15 protein-coding genes are annotated in these 14,598 nt (G+C 70.1%); 6 read left to right on the forward strand and 9 right to left on the reverse strand.

Annotation, left to right across the window (positions count from 1 at the left end):
- Nucleotides 1-91: 91 nt before the first annotated feature.
- Both FB390_RS11265 and FB390_RS11270 read left to right on the forward strand, forming a co-directional pair.
- Entirely contained in the window at nucleotides 92-688 is a 597-nt protein-coding gene (locus FB390_RS11265) for an LGFP repeat-containing protein (protein ID WP_141808910.1), read from the forward strand.
- A gap of 107 nt (nucleotides 689-795) precedes the next feature.
- The gene (locus tag FB390_RS11270) at nucleotides 796-1,665 is read left to right on the forward strand and encodes an acyl-ACP desaturase (protein WP_141808911.1); all 870 of its coding nucleotides are present in this window, start codon (nucleotides 796-798) and stop codon (nucleotides 1,663-1,665) included.
- Between the two features lie 75 nt (nucleotides 1,666-1,740).
- On the opposite strand, the gene FB390_RS11275 is transcribed toward FB390_RS11270, so the two are convergent.
- The 4 genes from FB390_RS11275 to glpX form a co-directional block, all read right to left on the reverse strand.
- A complete protein-coding gene (locus FB390_RS11275) occupies nucleotides 1,741-3,144 on the reverse strand; it encodes a class II fumarate hydratase (protein ID WP_141808912.1) in 1,404 nt (467 codons plus the stop codon).
- A gap of 106 nt (nucleotides 3,145-3,250) precedes the next feature.
- Nucleotides 3,251-3,508 (reverse strand): TFIIB-type zinc ribbon-containing protein, encoded by a 258-nt coding sequence (locus FB390_RS11280; protein WP_141808913.1) that lies wholly within the window; start codon nucleotides 3,506-3,508, stop codon nucleotides 3,251-3,253.
- A gap of 39 nt (nucleotides 3,509-3,547) precedes the next feature.
- Nucleotides 3,548-4,681, reverse strand: a complete 1,134-nt coding sequence (locus FB390_RS11285) for a phosphotransferase (RefSeq protein WP_141808914.1) — start codon at nucleotides 4,679-4,681, stop codon at nucleotides 3,548-3,550.
- Nucleotides 4,682-4,862: 181 nt separating this feature from the next.
- Nucleotides 4,863-5,906: a class II fructose-bisphosphatase gene (gene glpX / locus FB390_RS11290; RefSeq protein ID WP_141808915.1), complete on the reverse strand. Its 1,044-nt coding sequence runs from the start codon at nucleotides 5,904-5,906 to the stop codon at nucleotides 4,863-4,865.
- Between the two features lie 131 nt (nucleotides 5,907-6,037).
- On the opposite strand from glpX, the gene FB390_RS11295 reads away from it, so the two are divergent.
- Both FB390_RS11295 and FB390_RS11300 read left to right on the forward strand, forming a co-directional pair.
- On the forward strand, nucleotides 6,038-6,604 hold the full coding sequence (locus tag FB390_RS11295) for a DUF4245 domain-containing protein (protein WP_141808916.1): 567 nt from the start codon (nucleotides 6,038-6,040) through the stop codon (nucleotides 6,602-6,604).
- A gap of 174 nt (nucleotides 6,605-6,778) precedes the next feature.
- The gene (locus FB390_RS11300) at nucleotides 6,779-7,282 is read left to right on the forward strand and encodes a GNAT family N-acetyltransferase (RefSeq protein WP_221639239.1); all 504 of its coding nucleotides are present in this window, start codon (nucleotides 6,779-6,781) and stop codon (nucleotides 7,280-7,282) included.
- A 128-nt stretch (nucleotides 7,283-7,410) separates the two neighbouring features.
- On the opposite strand, the gene FB390_RS11305 is transcribed toward FB390_RS11300, so the two are convergent.
- From FB390_RS11305 to FB390_RS11315, 3 genes are all read right to left on the reverse strand, one after another.
- The gene (locus tag FB390_RS11305; protein ID WP_141808918.1) at nucleotides 7,411-7,647 is read right to left on the reverse strand and encodes an exodeoxyribonuclease VII small subunit; all 237 of its coding nucleotides are present in this window, start codon (nucleotides 7,645-7,647) and stop codon (nucleotides 7,411-7,413) included.
- Between the two features lie 2 nt (nucleotides 7,648-7,649).
- Nucleotides 7,650-8,987, reverse strand: coding sequence for an exodeoxyribonuclease VII large subunit (xseA, locus tag FB390_RS11310; protein ID WP_246123966.1), 1,338 nt, complete (start codon nucleotides 8,985-8,987; stop codon nucleotides 7,650-7,652).
- Nucleotides 8,988-9,060: 73 nt separating this feature from the next.
- Nucleotides 9,061-9,705 carry a lipid droplet-associated protein gene (locus FB390_RS11315; RefSeq protein ID WP_141808919.1) on the reverse strand — a complete coding sequence of 215 codons (645 nt, stop codon included), beginning with the start codon at nucleotides 9,703-9,705 and terminating at the stop codon, nucleotides 9,061-9,063.
- A gap of 147 nt (nucleotides 9,706-9,852) precedes the next feature.
- On the opposite strand from FB390_RS11315, the gene FB390_RS11320 reads away from it, so the two are divergent.
- Entirely contained in the window at nucleotides 9,853-10,863 is a 1,011-nt protein-coding gene (locus FB390_RS11320) for a 4-hydroxy-3-methylbut-2-enyl diphosphate reductase (RefSeq protein ID WP_141808920.1), read from the forward strand.
- A 67-nt stretch (nucleotides 10,864-10,930) separates the two neighbouring features.
- On the opposite strand, the gene FB390_RS11325 is transcribed toward FB390_RS11320, so the two are convergent.
- Together FB390_RS11325 and FB390_RS11330 are read right to left on the reverse strand one after the other, a co-directional pair.
- Complete coding sequence (locus FB390_RS11325) at nucleotides 10,931-11,767, reverse strand: DUF6542 domain-containing protein (RefSeq protein WP_185757003.1); 837 nt, start codon at nucleotides 11,765-11,767, stop codon at nucleotides 10,931-10,933.
- A gap of 152 nt (nucleotides 11,768-11,919) precedes the next feature.
- Nucleotides 11,920-13,083: a DNA recombination protein RmuC gene (locus FB390_RS11330; protein WP_141808921.1), complete on the reverse strand. Its 1,164-nt coding sequence runs from the start codon at nucleotides 13,081-13,083 to the stop codon at nucleotides 11,920-11,922.
- A gap of 192 nt (nucleotides 13,084-13,275) precedes the next feature.
- Between FB390_RS11330 and FB390_RS11335 the strand changes: the two genes are divergently transcribed.
- Nucleotides 13,276-14,463 carry an exonuclease SbcCD subunit D gene (locus FB390_RS11335; RefSeq protein WP_141808922.1) on the forward strand — a complete coding sequence of 396 codons (1,188 nt, stop codon included), beginning with the start codon at nucleotides 13,276-13,278 and terminating at the stop codon, nucleotides 14,461-14,463.
- Nucleotides 14,464-14,598 lie beyond the last annotated feature (135 nt).

A 14,598-nucleotide genomic window follows, 5' to 3' on the forward strand; every position in this document is an offset into this window, starting at 1 on the left:
ATTCGCCGGGCCGTTGCCGAACATCGGCCTAGGCTACGCGCGGTGCCGGTGTCAGGGCGCCGTCGGAGCCACACTCGAGAGGGGACGACATATGCACCACGCTCGACGCACGGCTGGATTCACGGTGGCGCTCGCGGCCGCCGCGCTGCTCATCGCGGGATGCGGTGACGACGACACCAACGACTCGAACACCGTCTTCACCACCCCCACGCTCGGCATGACGACCGGAGCGGGGGCGACAACCCACACCGAGGCGCACGGCACCGACAATCCCGACACCGATGACCGCGACACCGGGGATATGACCCCGGAGGCCGCGGACGAGACCAGGATCCCAGCCCAGGGCGGCGGCGAAGAGGTGACCGTCTCCGGCGACATCTACGACAAGTACATGGAGGCGGGCGGCCCGGACGGCCCGCTGGGCGCGCCGATCGAGGCCCAGGAGAGCGCCCCGAACAACGGCAAGTACCAGGACTTCGTCGGCGGCACGATCTACGAGCCCGAGGACGGCGAGCCGCACATCGTCTGGGGCGAGATCCGCAAGGCGTGGGAGGAGAACGGCGGCGCGGCCGGCGAGCTCGGCTACCCGGTCAGCGACGAGACCGACATCCCCGGCGGCAAGAAGAGCGAGTTCAGCGGTGGCACCATCACCTGGGTGAACGGGCAGACCACCGTCACCATGAAGTAGTCGGACCCCCTGCGACGCCCGAGACAGCGCACCGCCGCGTCTCGGGCGTCGTCCTGATTCCCATCGGTAGAGTCCCGCGCCGCGGGCCGAACAGCTAGGTTGTGAGCGTGCAAAATCACTTGACCGACCGCGAACTGCTCGAGGCGCTCGCGGATGAGGTGGAATCGAATCTGCGACGCCACATCGCCGTCGCCGACGGATGGCAGCCGCACGATTACGTGCCGTGGGACGACGGCCGCAACTTCGCCTTCCTCGGCGGTGACGACTGGACCCCGGAACAGTCCGAGCTCGGCGAGATCGCCAAGCTGGCGCTGACCGTCAGCGTGCTCATCGCGGACAATCTGCCGTCCTACCACCGCGAGATCGGCAAGTACCTGCGCATCGGTCCGTGGTGGCGCTGGGTCGGCCGCTGGACCGCCGAGGAGAACCGGCACGAGATCCTGATCCGCAACTACCTGATGGTCACCAGGTCGGTGGATCCGGTCGACCTGGAACGCCAGCGGATGGCGCACATGACGACCGGGTTCCGCCGTCCCGCCCTGCACCTGCTCGACGTTCTCGCCAACGCCGCGTTCGAGGAGGCGGCGTCGGCGATCCGGCACCGCAACACCGCCGCGCTGAACGAGAACCCGATGGTCACCGCCATCGCCGAGCGCATCGCGGCCGACGACGAGTTGCAGTCGGTGTTCTTCGCCGACCTGGTCGCCGCGGCGTTCGCGATCGCGCCCGACCAGACCATGCGCGCCATCGCCGACCGGGTCGCCGGTTTCGAGGTGCCGAGCGTGACGCTGCCGGACGGCCGCAGCAGCGACGAGGTGCTGGCCGAGGCGGGCATCTACGACCGCGCAAAGGAAGGCGAGCTGGTCTTCGCGCCGCTGCTGCGCCGCTGGAACGTCTTCGACCGGGCCGACCTCGGTCCCGAGGGCGAGCAGGCACGCGCGGAGCTGGAGCACCTGCGCGCGTACTCGCCCGCCTGATCGCTCATCGAGATGCGCTGATCCCGAATCGCGGAGGGCGCCGGACGAATTCGCTTCGTCCGGCGCCCTCGTGCGTTACTTCGTGTCCTTCACCTGCGCCATCGACAGCACGTCGAGGCGGCGGTCCAGCTCGGCCTCGGTGAGGCGGTCGCCGAGCAGGCCGCGATCGATCACCGTCTGCCGGATGGTCTTCTTCTCCTTCAGCGCCTCCTTGGCCACCGCGGCCGCCTCCTCGTAGCCGATCGCCGAGTTCAGCGGGGTGACGATGGACGGTGAGGATTCGGCCAGCCTGCGCAGGCGCTCCACGTCGGCGGTCAGCCCGCGCACGCACTTGTCGGCGAAGAGCCGGGACACGTTGGCCAGCAGGCGGATCGACTCGAGCACGTTGCGCGCCATCACCGGGATGTAGACGTTCAGCTCGAAGGCGCCGTTCGCGCCGGAGAACGCGACCGCCGCGTCGTTGCCGATGACCTGTGCCGCCACCTGCGTGACCGCCTCGGGCAGCACGGGATTCACCTTGCCCGGCATGATCGAGCTGCCCGGCTGCAGGTCCGGCAGCTGGAGTTCGGCCAGACCCGTGAGCGGACCGGAACCCATCCAGCGGATGTCGTTGGCGATCTTGGTGAGACTCACCGCGACGGTGCGCAGCGCGCCGGACAGCTCGACGAGACCGTCGCGCGCCGCCTGCGCCTCGAAGTGGTCGATGGCCTCGGTGAACGCGTCGATGTCGGTCGACTTCACCAGTTCCGCAACGACTTTCGCGCCGAAACCGGCGGGCGCGTTGAGTCCGGTGCCCACCGCGGTGCCGCCGATCGGCAGCTCGCCGAGGCGCGGCAGCGTCACCATCAACCGATCGATGCCCGCCGCGACCTGGCGGGTGTAGCCGCCGAACTCCTGGCCGAGGGTCACCGGGACGGCGTCCATCAGGTGGGTGCGGCCCGACTTGACCACGGTGCGCCATTCCTCGGTCTTGTCCAGCAGCGCGAGCCGCAGATGCTCGAGCGCGGGGACGAGGTCCTTGATGACGCCCTCGGTCGCCGCGACGTGCGTGGCGGTGGGGAAGGTGTCGTTGGACGACTGCGACATGTTCACGTCGTCGTTGGGGTGCACGTCGACGCCGTTGGCCTTGGCGATCGAGGCGATCACCTCGTTGGCGTTCATGTTGGAGCTGGTGCCCGAGCCGGTCTGGAAGACATCGATCGGGAACTGGTCGTCGTGTTCGCCCGCGGCGATCTCGTTCGCGGCGGCGATGATGGCGTCCGCCTTGACGGCGTCGAGCAGGCCGAGATCCTTGTTCACCTTGGCGCACGCGGCCTTGAGCAGTCCGAGCGCGCGGATCTGCGCGCGCTCCAAGCCGCGTCCGCTGATCGGGAAGTTCTCCACGGCCCGCTGGGTCTGCGCGCGCCACAACGCGTGCGCCGGGACCCGTACCTCGCCCATGGTGTCGTGCTCGATGCGGTACTGCGTCTCCTCGGTCATGATTTCGACCCTATGCCGCACGGGGTCCGCGTGGGGCAGCCACGCCTGAGCGGAATCCCACACCGGTCCGGCGGAATACCGTCCGCCGAACCGATGACGCGGTCACTCAGGAGGAGAACAGAACTTTGCCGAACGAACGGTGCTTGTGGTGGTGGCCGTGCCCGTAGTGCGGAGCGGGCGCTCCCCACGTGGGCGCGGGGGCGGCCGGTGGCTGCGGCGGGGCCGCGTAGCCGGACTCGAGCCGGGTGAGGTTCTCCAGCTCGCCGTAGTCCAGGAAGATCCCCCGGCAGTTACCGCACTGCTCGATGTGCACGCCGCTGCGGTTGTACGTCTGCATCAATCCACGACATTTCGGACACTGCATTTCCGCCACGCTAATCGATTTCCGGCACGTATGCGGGCATCACGATATGACGGATGCGGTGGCTATCCGTCGGCACGCGTCCACCAAAGCCGTGTCCAGATCGTCGAGTTCGCGTTTCTCGCGTGCGGCGGCGACCAGTGCCAGCGCGGCCGCTTGGACGGCGACGGCGCGCGCCGGTGTATCGAGCGCGATCCACTCGTCCCCCTCCCGCGGCACCGCGACGCCGCCCGCGGCGCGATAGGCGTCTAGGAAGCGGAGCCAGGTCACGGGCTCGAGGATCCCTGCGGCGAAGAGGGCGGCGGGGCGGGCCAGATCCCACGCCGGATCGCCGGAGCCGAGGTCGTCGATGTCGATGAGCCGCCACCGGCCGGCGTCCGCTCGATCGGCGCGGACCAGTTGACCGAGGTGGAAGTCGCCGTGCACGAGCGTGCGACGCGGCGCGGCCGATTCGGGGAGCCCGGCTGATTCGGGAGCTGCGGCGAACGATTCGGGCAGCACAGCGAATGCTTGGCACACGACCGTCTCGGCCGCTCGGTCCGTTACCTCGGCCTCTCGCAGCCGACGCATCGCCCGGTGGACGCGGGCCGGACCGCCCGCTTCCGGCAGGTCGTGTCCCGGCGGCGGGTGCAGCCGGGGTAGCAGCGGATCGCCCGCTTCCGGCAGGTCGTGTCCCGGCGGCGGGTGCAGCCGGGGTAGCAGCGGATCGCCCGCTTCCGGCAGGTCGTGTCCCGGCGGCGGGTGCAGCCGGGCCAACAGCGGATCGCCTGCTCTCGGCAGTGCGTGCAGCCGGGCCAGCAGCGTCGCGGCGGCCTCCCACGGCGCGGCGTCGGGGTCGTCGGGGTCGACCGGTTCGCCGTACCGCCATGCGGTGATCGTGCGTCCGGCGGCGTGCGTGTGGAGCGCGTCCCCGATCGGCAACGGCGGCAGCAGAATCCCATGCGTCAGCGGCGTGCTCGCCAGCCGAAGGCGGGAAAGCAATGCCGCCGCATCGGTTTCCGCCGGATGGGCCTTCACGACGACCGCGCCGACCCGGAGCACCAGTACATCGGCGCGCTCGGTCAGCACAGTCGGCGGCACGGCGGCCGCACCCGCTCGCGCGGCCGCCGCCGTCATCACCTCGATGAGTTCGGCTGTGCTCGAGGTTGTTTCCCGATCGATCCGCACCCGAGTCATCGTTCCCTATCCATGGCAGGCAGGGCTGTCACCGGCAGCGGCGTGCGTGAAGATTCAGTCCGACCGAAGGTGACATTCACCGGCTGAGACGCGATCGAGGTCACCGTTGGTCGCAGGGCGGTTCCGATACGCCGGCGGCCGCACCCGGATGTTTCCGGATGCGGCCGCGAGGTGGAACCGATCAGGGCATCGGCGGCACGGCGTGCTCGTCGCCGTGGAAGTCGACCGAGGAGTACTCGCGCAGCTTGGTCAGGCGGTGGTAGGCGTCGATCATGCGGACGGTGCCCGACTTGGAGCGCATGACGATCGACTGGGTGGAGGCGCCGCCACCGTAGTAGCGGACGCCGCGTAGTAGGTCGCCGTCGGTGACGCCCGTCGCGCAGAAGAAGACGTTGTCGCCGGACACCAAGTCCTCGGTGGTGAGCACCCGGTCCAGGTCGTGTCCCGCGTCGATGGCCTTCTGGCGCTCCTCGTCGTCCTTCGGCGACAGCATGCCCTGCAGCGCACCGCCCATACAGCGCATGGCCGCCGCGGCGATGATGCCCTCGGGGGTGCCGCCGATGCCGACCAGGATGTCGGTGCCGGAATCGGGGCGGGCCGCCGCGATCGCGCCCGCGACGTCGCCGTCGGAGATCAGGCGGATGCGGGCGCCCGCGTCGCGGACATGCTGGATGAGCTCGGCGTGCCGGGGCCGGTCCAGGATGCAGACGGTCAGGTCGGACACCGCGGACTTCTTCGCCTTGGCGACCCGGCGGATGTTCTCGCCGATCGGGGCCGAGATATCGATCACGTCGGCGGCGTCGGGGCCGACCGCGATCTTCTGCATGTAGAACACCGCCGACGGGTCGAACATCGCGCCGCGCTCGGCGACCGCGAGCACCGAGATCGCACCGGGGGAGCCCTTCGACATCAGGGTGGTGCCGTCGATCGGGTCGACGGCGAAGTCGACGTCCGGACCGGTGCCGTCACCGACCGCCTCGCCGTTGTACAGCATGGGCGCCTCGTCCTTCTCGCCCTCGCCGATCACCACGATGCCGCGCATCGAAACCGAGCTGACCAGCTGCCGCATCGCGTCGACGGCGGCGCCGTCGCCGCCTTCCTTGTCACCGCGGCCGACCCACCGCCCCGCGGCCATGGCGCCCGCCTCGGTCACCCGGACAAGTTCGAGTGCAAGGTTGCGGTCCGGCGCCTCGCGGCGGCTGGGTGCGGGCGAAGATGCCGTCATGGCGGGGTGCCTCCCTCGGGTCGTACGTACGGGACGATTGTCTCATTCCGAGGTAGGGCATCCGTGCACCCCCGTTTCAGGCGACGGGGGTGCCTGGCCGCGCACCCGCCCGCCGAGTGGATACTGGGAGCGTGTCCTACCAAAAGCCACGCATCCTGCACGACTACAAGGATCTGTTCTTCTCGCTGATCCCCTTGGTGCTGATCGCCGTGGTCTTCGCCGGACTGGCCAGCCAGTGCAGCTTCGCCGCCAAGGGGCCGACGCCCGGCCAGATCCCCGCCTTCGACGTGAAGGCGGCGCTCGAGACCGACGCGCGCACGCTGGGGTTCCCGATCCGCAACCCGAGCGTGCCCGCCGACTGGACCCCCAACTCCGGCAGCCGCGACACCGTCACCGGCCAGGGCGGCGGTCCGGTCAGCACCGTCGGTTACATCACCACGCAGGGCACCTACATGCAGCTGACCCAGAGCAGCGCCACCGAGGAGTCGCTCGCCCGCTTCGTGCTCGGCTCGCGCTACGCCAGCGGCACGCAGCAGATCGGCGACGAGAAGTGGATCGTCTACGCCGAGCCGACCGAGGAGACGGCGTGGATCGCCGACCTCGGCGGCGTCCGGGTGCTGATCAAGGGAGCCGGGAACGAGGCCGCGTTCACGACGCTGGCCCAGGCGGTGACCGACGCTCAGCCGATCACCCGCTGAGCGCGATTGCCACCCGTTCGGTTCCCGATTAGGGTTGGCGCGACGCGAGATACGCGGATTCGAGGGTGCGGAGGTCGATGAATATGGCTGTCAACAGCCGTATTTCGCATGCCTTCCATCCGGTCCGCTGAGTTCGACACGCGGACCGGTCCTTTCGATGACCAGGAGTGTCACGTGTCTTCCCATATTTCCACCGGCGAGCTGAGCACCGAGCGCTTGATTCTGCGCCGCTGGACCCTCGACGACGTGTCCGCCGTACTGGCCGGACACCGCCTCGCGCACTGGGCCGAGGACTTCCCCGCCGACGGCGATCGGGTGATCGCCGGGCTGTTCGCCGACCATCCGCAGTGGTACGACGAGTACGGCCACCGATTGATCGTCGAGCGCGAGGCCGGTCACGTGGTCGGCTCGATCGGGCTGTTCTGGCCGCCCGGCGCCGATGGCCTCGAGATCGGCTACGGCACGGTGGTGTCCCGGCGTGGGCGCGGGTACGCCAGTGAGGCGACCAGAGCGCTGGCCGAGTACGCGCTGGGCGCGCCCGGTGTACACAAGGTGTACGCGAACGTGGAGCCCTCGAATCCCGGATCGGTGCGGGTGCTGGAGAAGGCCGGATTCCGCCGCATCGGTTCGGCCGATGGCGTCATCCGGTTCGAGGCGACGACCTTCGCGGGCGGCTAGCGGGCGCGCTGCCGCGTCGTAGGGTGGCGGCACATGTCGGCGCCGGCCGCGGTCATCGCCGCGTGCCCGGCGTCGACATCCTCGACCTCACGTTCGTGTCGGGCTGTGGATGTTCCGCCGAACTCGGGTCAGTCCTCGTCGGCCGCGCCGCGGGCGAGCGCGTCCTCGACCCGCTTGCGCGCACCGGCCAGGTGTTCCTCGCATCGGTTGGCCAGCGCTTCGCCGCGCTCCCACAGGGCGAGCGAATCGTCGAGATCCATGCCGCCCTGCTCGAGCATCTTGACGACGTTCACCAGTTCGTCGCGGGCGCGCTCGTAGCCGAAGTCCGCGATCTCGGCCAGCTCGTCCTTGCCGGCGTCGGCCAAGGTCAGTTCCCTCCTGTGCGTTGCTCGTCGTCCCGGCGGGCGCCGGAATCGCGGGCGTTCGGCTTTCGGGCGCCGAGCGCCTGGGTGCCGAGGGCCGCCGCAGTCACGGCGCCGTCGGCGACCCGGATGCGCAACTGGCTGCCCGCGGGCGCGTCCTCGATGCTGCGTACGACGTGCCGTTCGGAACCGGTCACGCGCTGCACGACAGCGTAACCGCGGGACAACGTCGCGGCCGGGCCCACCGCCGTCAGCTTTTCGCGCAGGTGTCGCGTCGCGGTGGCTTCGGTGCGGACCGCGTGCTCGGCGCAGCGCCGCGCTGACGCGCGCAGCCGTTCGATCTCCTCGGCGCGCCGGTCGACCTCGCGCAGCGGATCGGCGAGCACCGGGCGCGAACGGAGCTGGGCCAGCGCCCTGGTCTCGCGGTCCACCCAGCCGCGCAGCGCGGCGGCCGAACGGGCGCGCAGCTCGCGCACGCAGGCCAGCTCCGCGGCGGCATCGGGCACGACGCGCTTGGCGGCGTCGGTCGGCGTCGCGGCGCGCAGGTCGGCGACGTAGTCGGCGAGCGGGTTGTCGGGCTCGTGGCCGATGGCGCTGACGATCGGCGTCGTCGCCGCCACGATCGCGCGGCACAGTGCCTCGTCGGAGAAGGGCAGCAGGTCCTCGACGCTGCCGCCGCCGCGGGCGAGCACGATGACCTCGACGGCCGGGTCACGGTCGAGTTCGGCCAGCGCGTCCAGGATCTGCGGCACCGCCGTCGGCCCCTGCACCGCGGTGTTGCGCACTTCGAAACGCACTGCGGGCCAACGATTCCTGGCGACGGTGAGCACATCGCGCTCGGCGGCGCTCGCGCGGCCGGTGATCAGGCCGACGGTGCCGGGCAGGAACGGGAGCGGCCGCTTGAGCCGGGGATCGAAAAGGCCTTCCGCGGCGAGCAGCGCTTTGAGCCGCTCGATGCGGGCGAGCAGCTCGCCGACACCGACGGGCCGAATCTCGATGACCCGCAACGACAGCGTGCCGCGGCCGGTGAAGTAGGCGAGTTTGCCGTAGACCACCACTCGGCTGCCTTCTTGCAGCGGGATCGGGGAGCGGCGTAGCAGATCGGGATCGCAGGTGACCTGCAAAGACATGTCGGCCGACGGGTCACGCAGCACCAGAAACGCGGTGCGCGCTCCCGTGCGCGCGTTGATCTGGGTGATCTGCCCCTCCACCCAGATGGAGCCGAGGCGGTCGATCCACTGCATGACCTTCACGGCGACGGAGCGCACCGGCCACGGGTGTTCGGCGGAGTTGGCGGGGGCCGCGCCTGCCTCGGCGGACGGCTGGGGACCGCTCTGTGTCATACGGACAGGTATACGCGGCGGGGTTGGCCGGACCGAGCCCGGCCAACCGTCGGCGAGGTCGTCGCGGGTGCGATCACTGGGCCCGGACGGTGGCGATCCGGTTCGTCAGCATGGTCACGAACGGCGCGCGCGCGAGGGTCCGCTGCTCGTAGTCCAGCAGCGCGGTGAGGTCCTCGACGGTCAGCATGCGCAGGCGGGCGCGGAGCTGGGCGAGGGTCATGTTGGCGTAGTCGTAGCGGGTCGCGACCTCGGGCTCGGCGATCTCGGCGGGCTCGTCTTCGACGGACGCCGACTCGTCGGAAGCCGGTTCCGCGACGGGCTCGGGGTCGGTGATTTCCGGCACAGTGATGGTCTGCACCGGAGCGACGTGCCCGTTGGTGGAGCCCGCGCCCGACTCTTCGGCGGTGTAGAGGTCGAAGCGGCTGGTGCGGCCCGCGGTCGGGAAATCGTCGCCCGAGGATTGCTCGTCGCCGAGGTCCTCGTCGAAGGTCGCCCACTCCGGCTGTTCCACCGGGCTGTTGGACAGCCGCTCGAACACCGCGTCGCCCTTGAGCGCGAGGCTGGTCACGAACTGCTGGACGTGCATGGTGGTCTGCAACATCTGGCTGATCGCGGTGATCGGGAAGTTCATCGCGGCCGTTGGTAACCGACGGGTTTCTTCGAGGGCGTAGACGGCGGCCCCGGCGGCGACCCGGGCCAGAAACGGTGGTCGAAACATGCTCATAGCCTGCCCGATACGCCATGATCTGCAAAGAACTAGTGTCACAGACACCATTGTCCAGGGCCTGGATCACATCCGCCGACCCGGTCGAAGGCGGTCGATGCGACCATTCGGCGGTCCTCCGGTGCACGTATTCTGGGGGACATGTCTTCGGCCATCCCTTTGAATGTCGGAATCGCCCGCTCGGCGGGCGCCGGAACAGCCGATGCCGACGGTGGTAAGCGCGTGCTGCTAGCCGAGCCGCGCGGATACTGCGCGGGCGTCGACCGCGCGGTGGAAACGGTGGAGAAGGCGCTGGAGAAGCACGGCGCGCCGATCTACGTGCGCAAGGAGATCGTGCACAACAGGCACGTGGTGGAGACGCTGCGGGATCGCGGCGTCGTCTTCGTGGACGAGACCGACGAGGTGCCGAACGGCGCGGTCGTGGTCTTCTCCGCGCACGGCGTCTCGCCCGCGGTGCACGAGGCGGCCGCGGCGCGCGACCTGCACACGATCGACGCCACCTGCCCGCTGGTCACCAAGGTGCACCAGGAGGCCAAGCGCTTCGCGCGCGACGATTTCGACATCCTGCTGATCGGCCACGAAGGCCACGAGGAAGTCGAGGGCACGGCGGGCGAGGCGCCCGACCACGTGCAACTCGTCGACGGTCCGGACGCGGTCGACCGGGTCACCGTGCGCGACGAGAACAAGGTGATCTGGCTGTCGCAGACCACGCTCAGCGTCGACGAGACGATGGAGACGGTGCAGCGGCTGCGCGAGCGTTTCCCCGCGCTGCAGGATCCGCCGAGCGACGACATCTGCTACGCGACCCAGAACCGTCAGGTCGCGGTGAAGGCGATGGCGCCGGAATGCGACCTGGTCATCGTGGTCGGCTCGCGCAATTCCTCGAACTCGGTGCGGCTGGTCGAGGTCGCGCTCGGCGCGGGCGCGCGTGCCGCACACCTGGTCGACTTCGCCCGCGAGGTGGACCCGGCCTGGCTCGAAGGCGTGCGCACGATCGGCATCACCTCCGGCGCCTCGGTGCCCGAAATCCTGGTGCGCGGCGTGCTCGACATGCTCGCCGAGCATGGCTACGCCGACGTGCAGCCGGTGACCACGGCGAACGAGACGCTGGTCTTCGCGCTGCCTCGGGAGTTGCGGACCGCGCGGGCCTGACCCGCGGTCGCCGCGTACTTTTCGGCTCGGCGCCGCTGGTGGCTCGGCGTCGGAGGTCGATGCGGTGTCAGAGACTCTCGGGCTTGCGCCGCTGGGTGCGGCTCGAATCGCGTTCGCGATAGCGCACATTCGGCTGCGGATGCGGCGGCATCTCGGCGCGTCCGCGCGCGCCGCGGGGCGGTTCGCCCTCGGTACGCGGCACCGGCGCGGGACGCCCGCCACGCGCCGCCGGTCGGCCGCGGCCGGACGCGACCCGAGGCGGGGCGTCGGCCACGGTCTTCGACGGACGGCGGCCGGGACGCGGCGGTTCGTACTTGTCGGTCACCGGATCCTCGTCCACTTCCGGCTGCGGTCGGCGCGGGCGCCGGCGCGTCGACTCCGCGGGCGCGTCTCCCTCGCCGCGCTTGACGCTGCTGCGTCCCCAGCTCGAGCCGCGGCGCGCTTCCTTCGAGCGCTCGGCGGCCGACTCACGCCTGTCCATCATGATGCGCGCGCCGCCGATGGCGAGCACCAGCGCGGTGGCGAGCATCATCGTCGGGAACCGGTTCACCAGTGGGATGGCCAGGTTCAGCAGGATGTCCTTGAGGCCGGTCGAGATGCGGCCGGTCAGTTGCTGGTAGGCCAGCGGGACCGCGAGGAAGAGCAGCAGCGGCGGCAACACCATCGCGGTGAAGAGCCCGCGGAAGCGCACGGCGAGCACCGCGGCGACACAGCCGACGATATACAGCGTGGCGAAGCTGGCGGTGAGTTCGGCGTTGTCGCCGCTGGCATCGATCAGGAACCCCAGCAACGTGCACGCGACCGCGATCAGGACAGCCGCCCAGGCCGGGACTCCCGGCACCGAGGGCAGGACCGAACGTTGCGGCGCGGGCACCCGGGAACGCACACGTTGGGTAGCAGCCACGTTATGAACACTAACCGCCGTACCGTTCGGTGGGGTTACGGCGGGGCCGTTGCCGACTCGACCGGATCGACTCGGAGGGGTCGAAGAGCGGTACTCGCCTCAGTCGGGCGCTGCTCGAGCAAGTCCGTCGGCAACACCGCGCATCGCCGCCACTAAGCCGGCTCGTCGGCGTCGGCGAAGCCGACGGCACGCGGGCGGCTGTCCACCCGCTGGATCACCGGGGCCTCCTGCTCGGCGATCTCGAGCTCGTGCAGTTTCCGCGCGGTGACCATGACCCGCGACTCGACCGAGGCGACCGCGTAATTGAAGGCGTCCACGGCCTTCCCGAGTTGGTTGCCCAGACGGTCCAAATGCCGCCCGGTCATGCCGAGGCGCGCCGAGAGCTCCCTGCCCAATTGCTGGACCATTGCCATATCCCGGGACACGGCCTCCTGCCGCCACCCGAACGCCACCGTGCGCAGCAGCGCGATCAGGGTCGTCGGAGTGGCCAGGATCACGTTGCGGCCGAACGCGTATTCCAAGAGCCCGGAATCCGTGGTCAGCGCGGCGTCCAGGAACGGGTCGCCGGGCACGAACAGCACGACGAACTCCGGAGCGGGATCGAAGGCCGCCCAGTACGCCTTGTCGGCCAACTGGTCGACGTGCGCGCGCAACTGCTTGGCGTGCCGCACCAGCAGGTCGGCGCGCACGTCGGGGTCCTCGGCGGTGCTCGCGTCGAGGTAGGCGGTGAACGGCACCTTGGCGTCGACCACGATGTGCCGGTCCCCGGCCAGGTGCACCACCAGATCGGGCCGCACCGAACCGATACGGTCCGGTCCGCCGTCGCCGCGCACCGCCCTGCTCACCTGGGTGGAGAAGTCGCAGTGTTTGGTCATCCCGGCGAGTTCCACCACGCGCTCCAACTGGATCTCGCCCCAGCGCCCGCGCACCTGCGGCGCGCGCAGCGCGGCGACCAGCTGACCGGTCTGGCTGGAGAGCTGATGCGAGGTGCGTTGCATGTTGGCAACCTGTTCGCGCAGCCCCGAATACGCGTTGATGCGATGGTGCTCGACCTGCTGAATGTGCTGGTTCAGGGCACCGACCGCCTCCCGCAGCGGTTCCACCAAGGCACCGACGGCGCTCGAATGCCTGCGCGCCGCATCCTCGTTCGCGGCGTGCAGCGATTGCCGTAGCAAACGCTCGTTGTCGGCGGCGGCCGCCAGTCTCGCCTCCGCGACCGCCGCCCGCTGCCCCGCCCGCGCACTGTGGCCCAGCCAACCCACTCCGACCCCAGCGGCGAACACCAGCAGCAGCGCGAACAGCATCGGTGCGGTCATAGCGCAGATAGTGCCGCACGCCACCGACATCCGAGCAACCAGGCAGCACCGCGTGCCACAGTCGGGCACCTCAGCCGCAACGAACGTCCACTCTCGACCACCTCGAGGCGAGCCCGACGAGGCCGCGAACACGCCGCGCCGCAGGCGCGGCAAATTGAACTCTGTCGGTGGGTGGCTCTACGGTTTCGGGCCATGCGGATGTTGCACACCTCGGATTGGCACATCGGACGTACCTTTCACGGCGTCGATCTGCTTGCCGACCAGGCACGTTCGCTGGCCGCCATCGCGGAGCTCGTGGCGGCCGAGTCGGTGGACGTGGTGGTCGTGCCGGGCGACGTGTACGACAGGTCGATTCCGAGCGCCGACGCGATCGCGGTGTGCAACCGGGGTTTCGAGGCCATCCGCGCCGCGGGCGCGGTGATCGTCGCGACCTCGGGGAATCACGATTCGCCCGCCCGGCTGGGCGCCGGCGCAAGTTTCGCCGCGGCGGGCGGGCTGCACCTGCGCACCACCGTCGCCGATTCCGATCGGCCGGTCCTGCTGGCAGACGAGCACGGCGAAGTGGCCTGCTACGGCATCCCTTATCTCGAGCCGGAGATCACCCGCGCGGAACTCGGTGTCCCGCAGGCGCGTTCGCACGCCGAGATCCTGGCGGCGGCGATGAGCCGGATTCGCGCCGATATCGCGACGCGACCGGGAGCGCGCACCGTGGTGCTCGCGCACGCGTTCGTGGTCGGCGGCGCGGCGACCGGTTCGGAACGCTCCATCTCGGTCGGCGGGGTGGAGACGGTGCCGCTCGCGGAGTTCGACGGTATCGATTACGTGGCGCTCGGGCATTTGCATTCGCCGCAGACGCTGTCCGAGTCGGTGCGCTACTCCGGCTCTCCGCTGCCGTACTCGTTCGCCGAGAGCTCGCATCGCAAGGCCGTGTGGATCGTCGACCTGGATGCCGACGGCCTGTCGTCCGTGCAGCGCCGCGACCTACCGGTCGTGCGCGGCCTCAGCCGTCTCACCGGGACGCTGGACGAACTGCTCGCGGACCAGGCGCACGAGGCGGCCGTCGACCACTACGTGTCCGCGACCCTCGTCGACCAGACCCGTCCGATCGACGCGTTGCGCAAACTGCGCGAGCGCTTCCCGCACGCCGTGCACGTGGAATGGATGCGCCCCGACGGCAGCCCGGAGCTGCGTTACCGTGAGCGGGTGCACGGCCGCCGCGACACCGAAGTAGCGCAGAGCTTCCTCACCGACGTGCGCGGTGCGCCGAGCGCGGGGGAGATGAAGTGGATCGAGCGGGCGCTGGCCGCCGCGGTTGCCGAGCCCGAGCGGGTGTCCGCGGCGCCCGCGCAGCTTCCGCTCGCAGGTGAGCTGAGCGCATGATCGCGGTGAACCGAACGCGTTTGTCCGAGCTGAGTGGTCGGCGCGGGGCTGCGCTGAGTGAACGGCGCGGGACTGCGCTGAGTGAACGGCGCGGAGCTGCGTCGAGTGGATCGTGCCGGATCGCGCGGAGTGAAT

This window comes from Nocardia bhagyanarayanae (assembly GCF_006716565.1).
GTDB lineage: Bacteria > Actinomycetota > Actinomycetes > Mycobacteriales > Mycobacteriaceae > Nocardia > Nocardia bhagyanarayanae.

Excerpts from the sequence above, each read along its gene's own strand:
- glpX (WP_141808915.1), bottom strand. The coding sequence starts at position 5,906 with ATGACGGCATCTTCGCCCGCACCCAGCCGCCGCGAGGCGCCGGACCGC.
- FB390_RS11275 (WP_141808912.1), bottom strand. The coding sequence starts at position 3,144 with ATGACCGAGGAGACGCAGTACCGCATCGAGCACGACACCATGGGCGAG.
- FB390_RS11330 (WP_141808921.1), bottom strand. The coding sequence starts at position 13,083 with ATGACCGCACCGATGCTGTTCGCGCTGCTGCTGGTGTTCGCCGCTGGG.
- FB390_RS11335 (WP_141808922.1), top strand. The coding sequence starts at position 13,276 with ATGCGGATGTTGCACACCTCGGATTGGCACATCGGACGTACCTTTCAC.
- FB390_RS11320 (WP_141808920.1), top strand. The coding sequence starts at position 9,853 with ATGTCTTCGGCCATCCCTTTGAATGTCGGAATCGCCCGCTCGGCGGGC.
- FB390_RS11315 (WP_141808919.1), bottom strand. The coding sequence starts at position 9,705 with ATGTTTCGACCACCGTTTCTGGCCCGGGTCGCCGCCGGGGCCGCCGTC.
- xseA (WP_246123966.1), bottom strand. The coding sequence starts at position 8,987 with ATGACACAGAGCGGTCCCCAGCCGTCCGCCGAGGCAGGCGCGGCCCCC.
- FB390_RS11280 (WP_141808913.1), bottom strand. The coding sequence starts at position 3,508 with ATGCAGTGTCCGAAATGTCGTGGATTGATGCAGACGTACAACCGCAGC.
- FB390_RS11265 (WP_141808910.1), top strand. The coding sequence starts at position 92 with ATGCACCACGCTCGACGCACGGCTGGATTCACGGTGGCGCTCGCGGCC.
- FB390_RS11285 (WP_141808914.1), bottom strand. The coding sequence starts at position 4,681 with ATGACTCGGGTGCGGATCGATCGGGAAACAACCTCGAGCACAGCCGAA.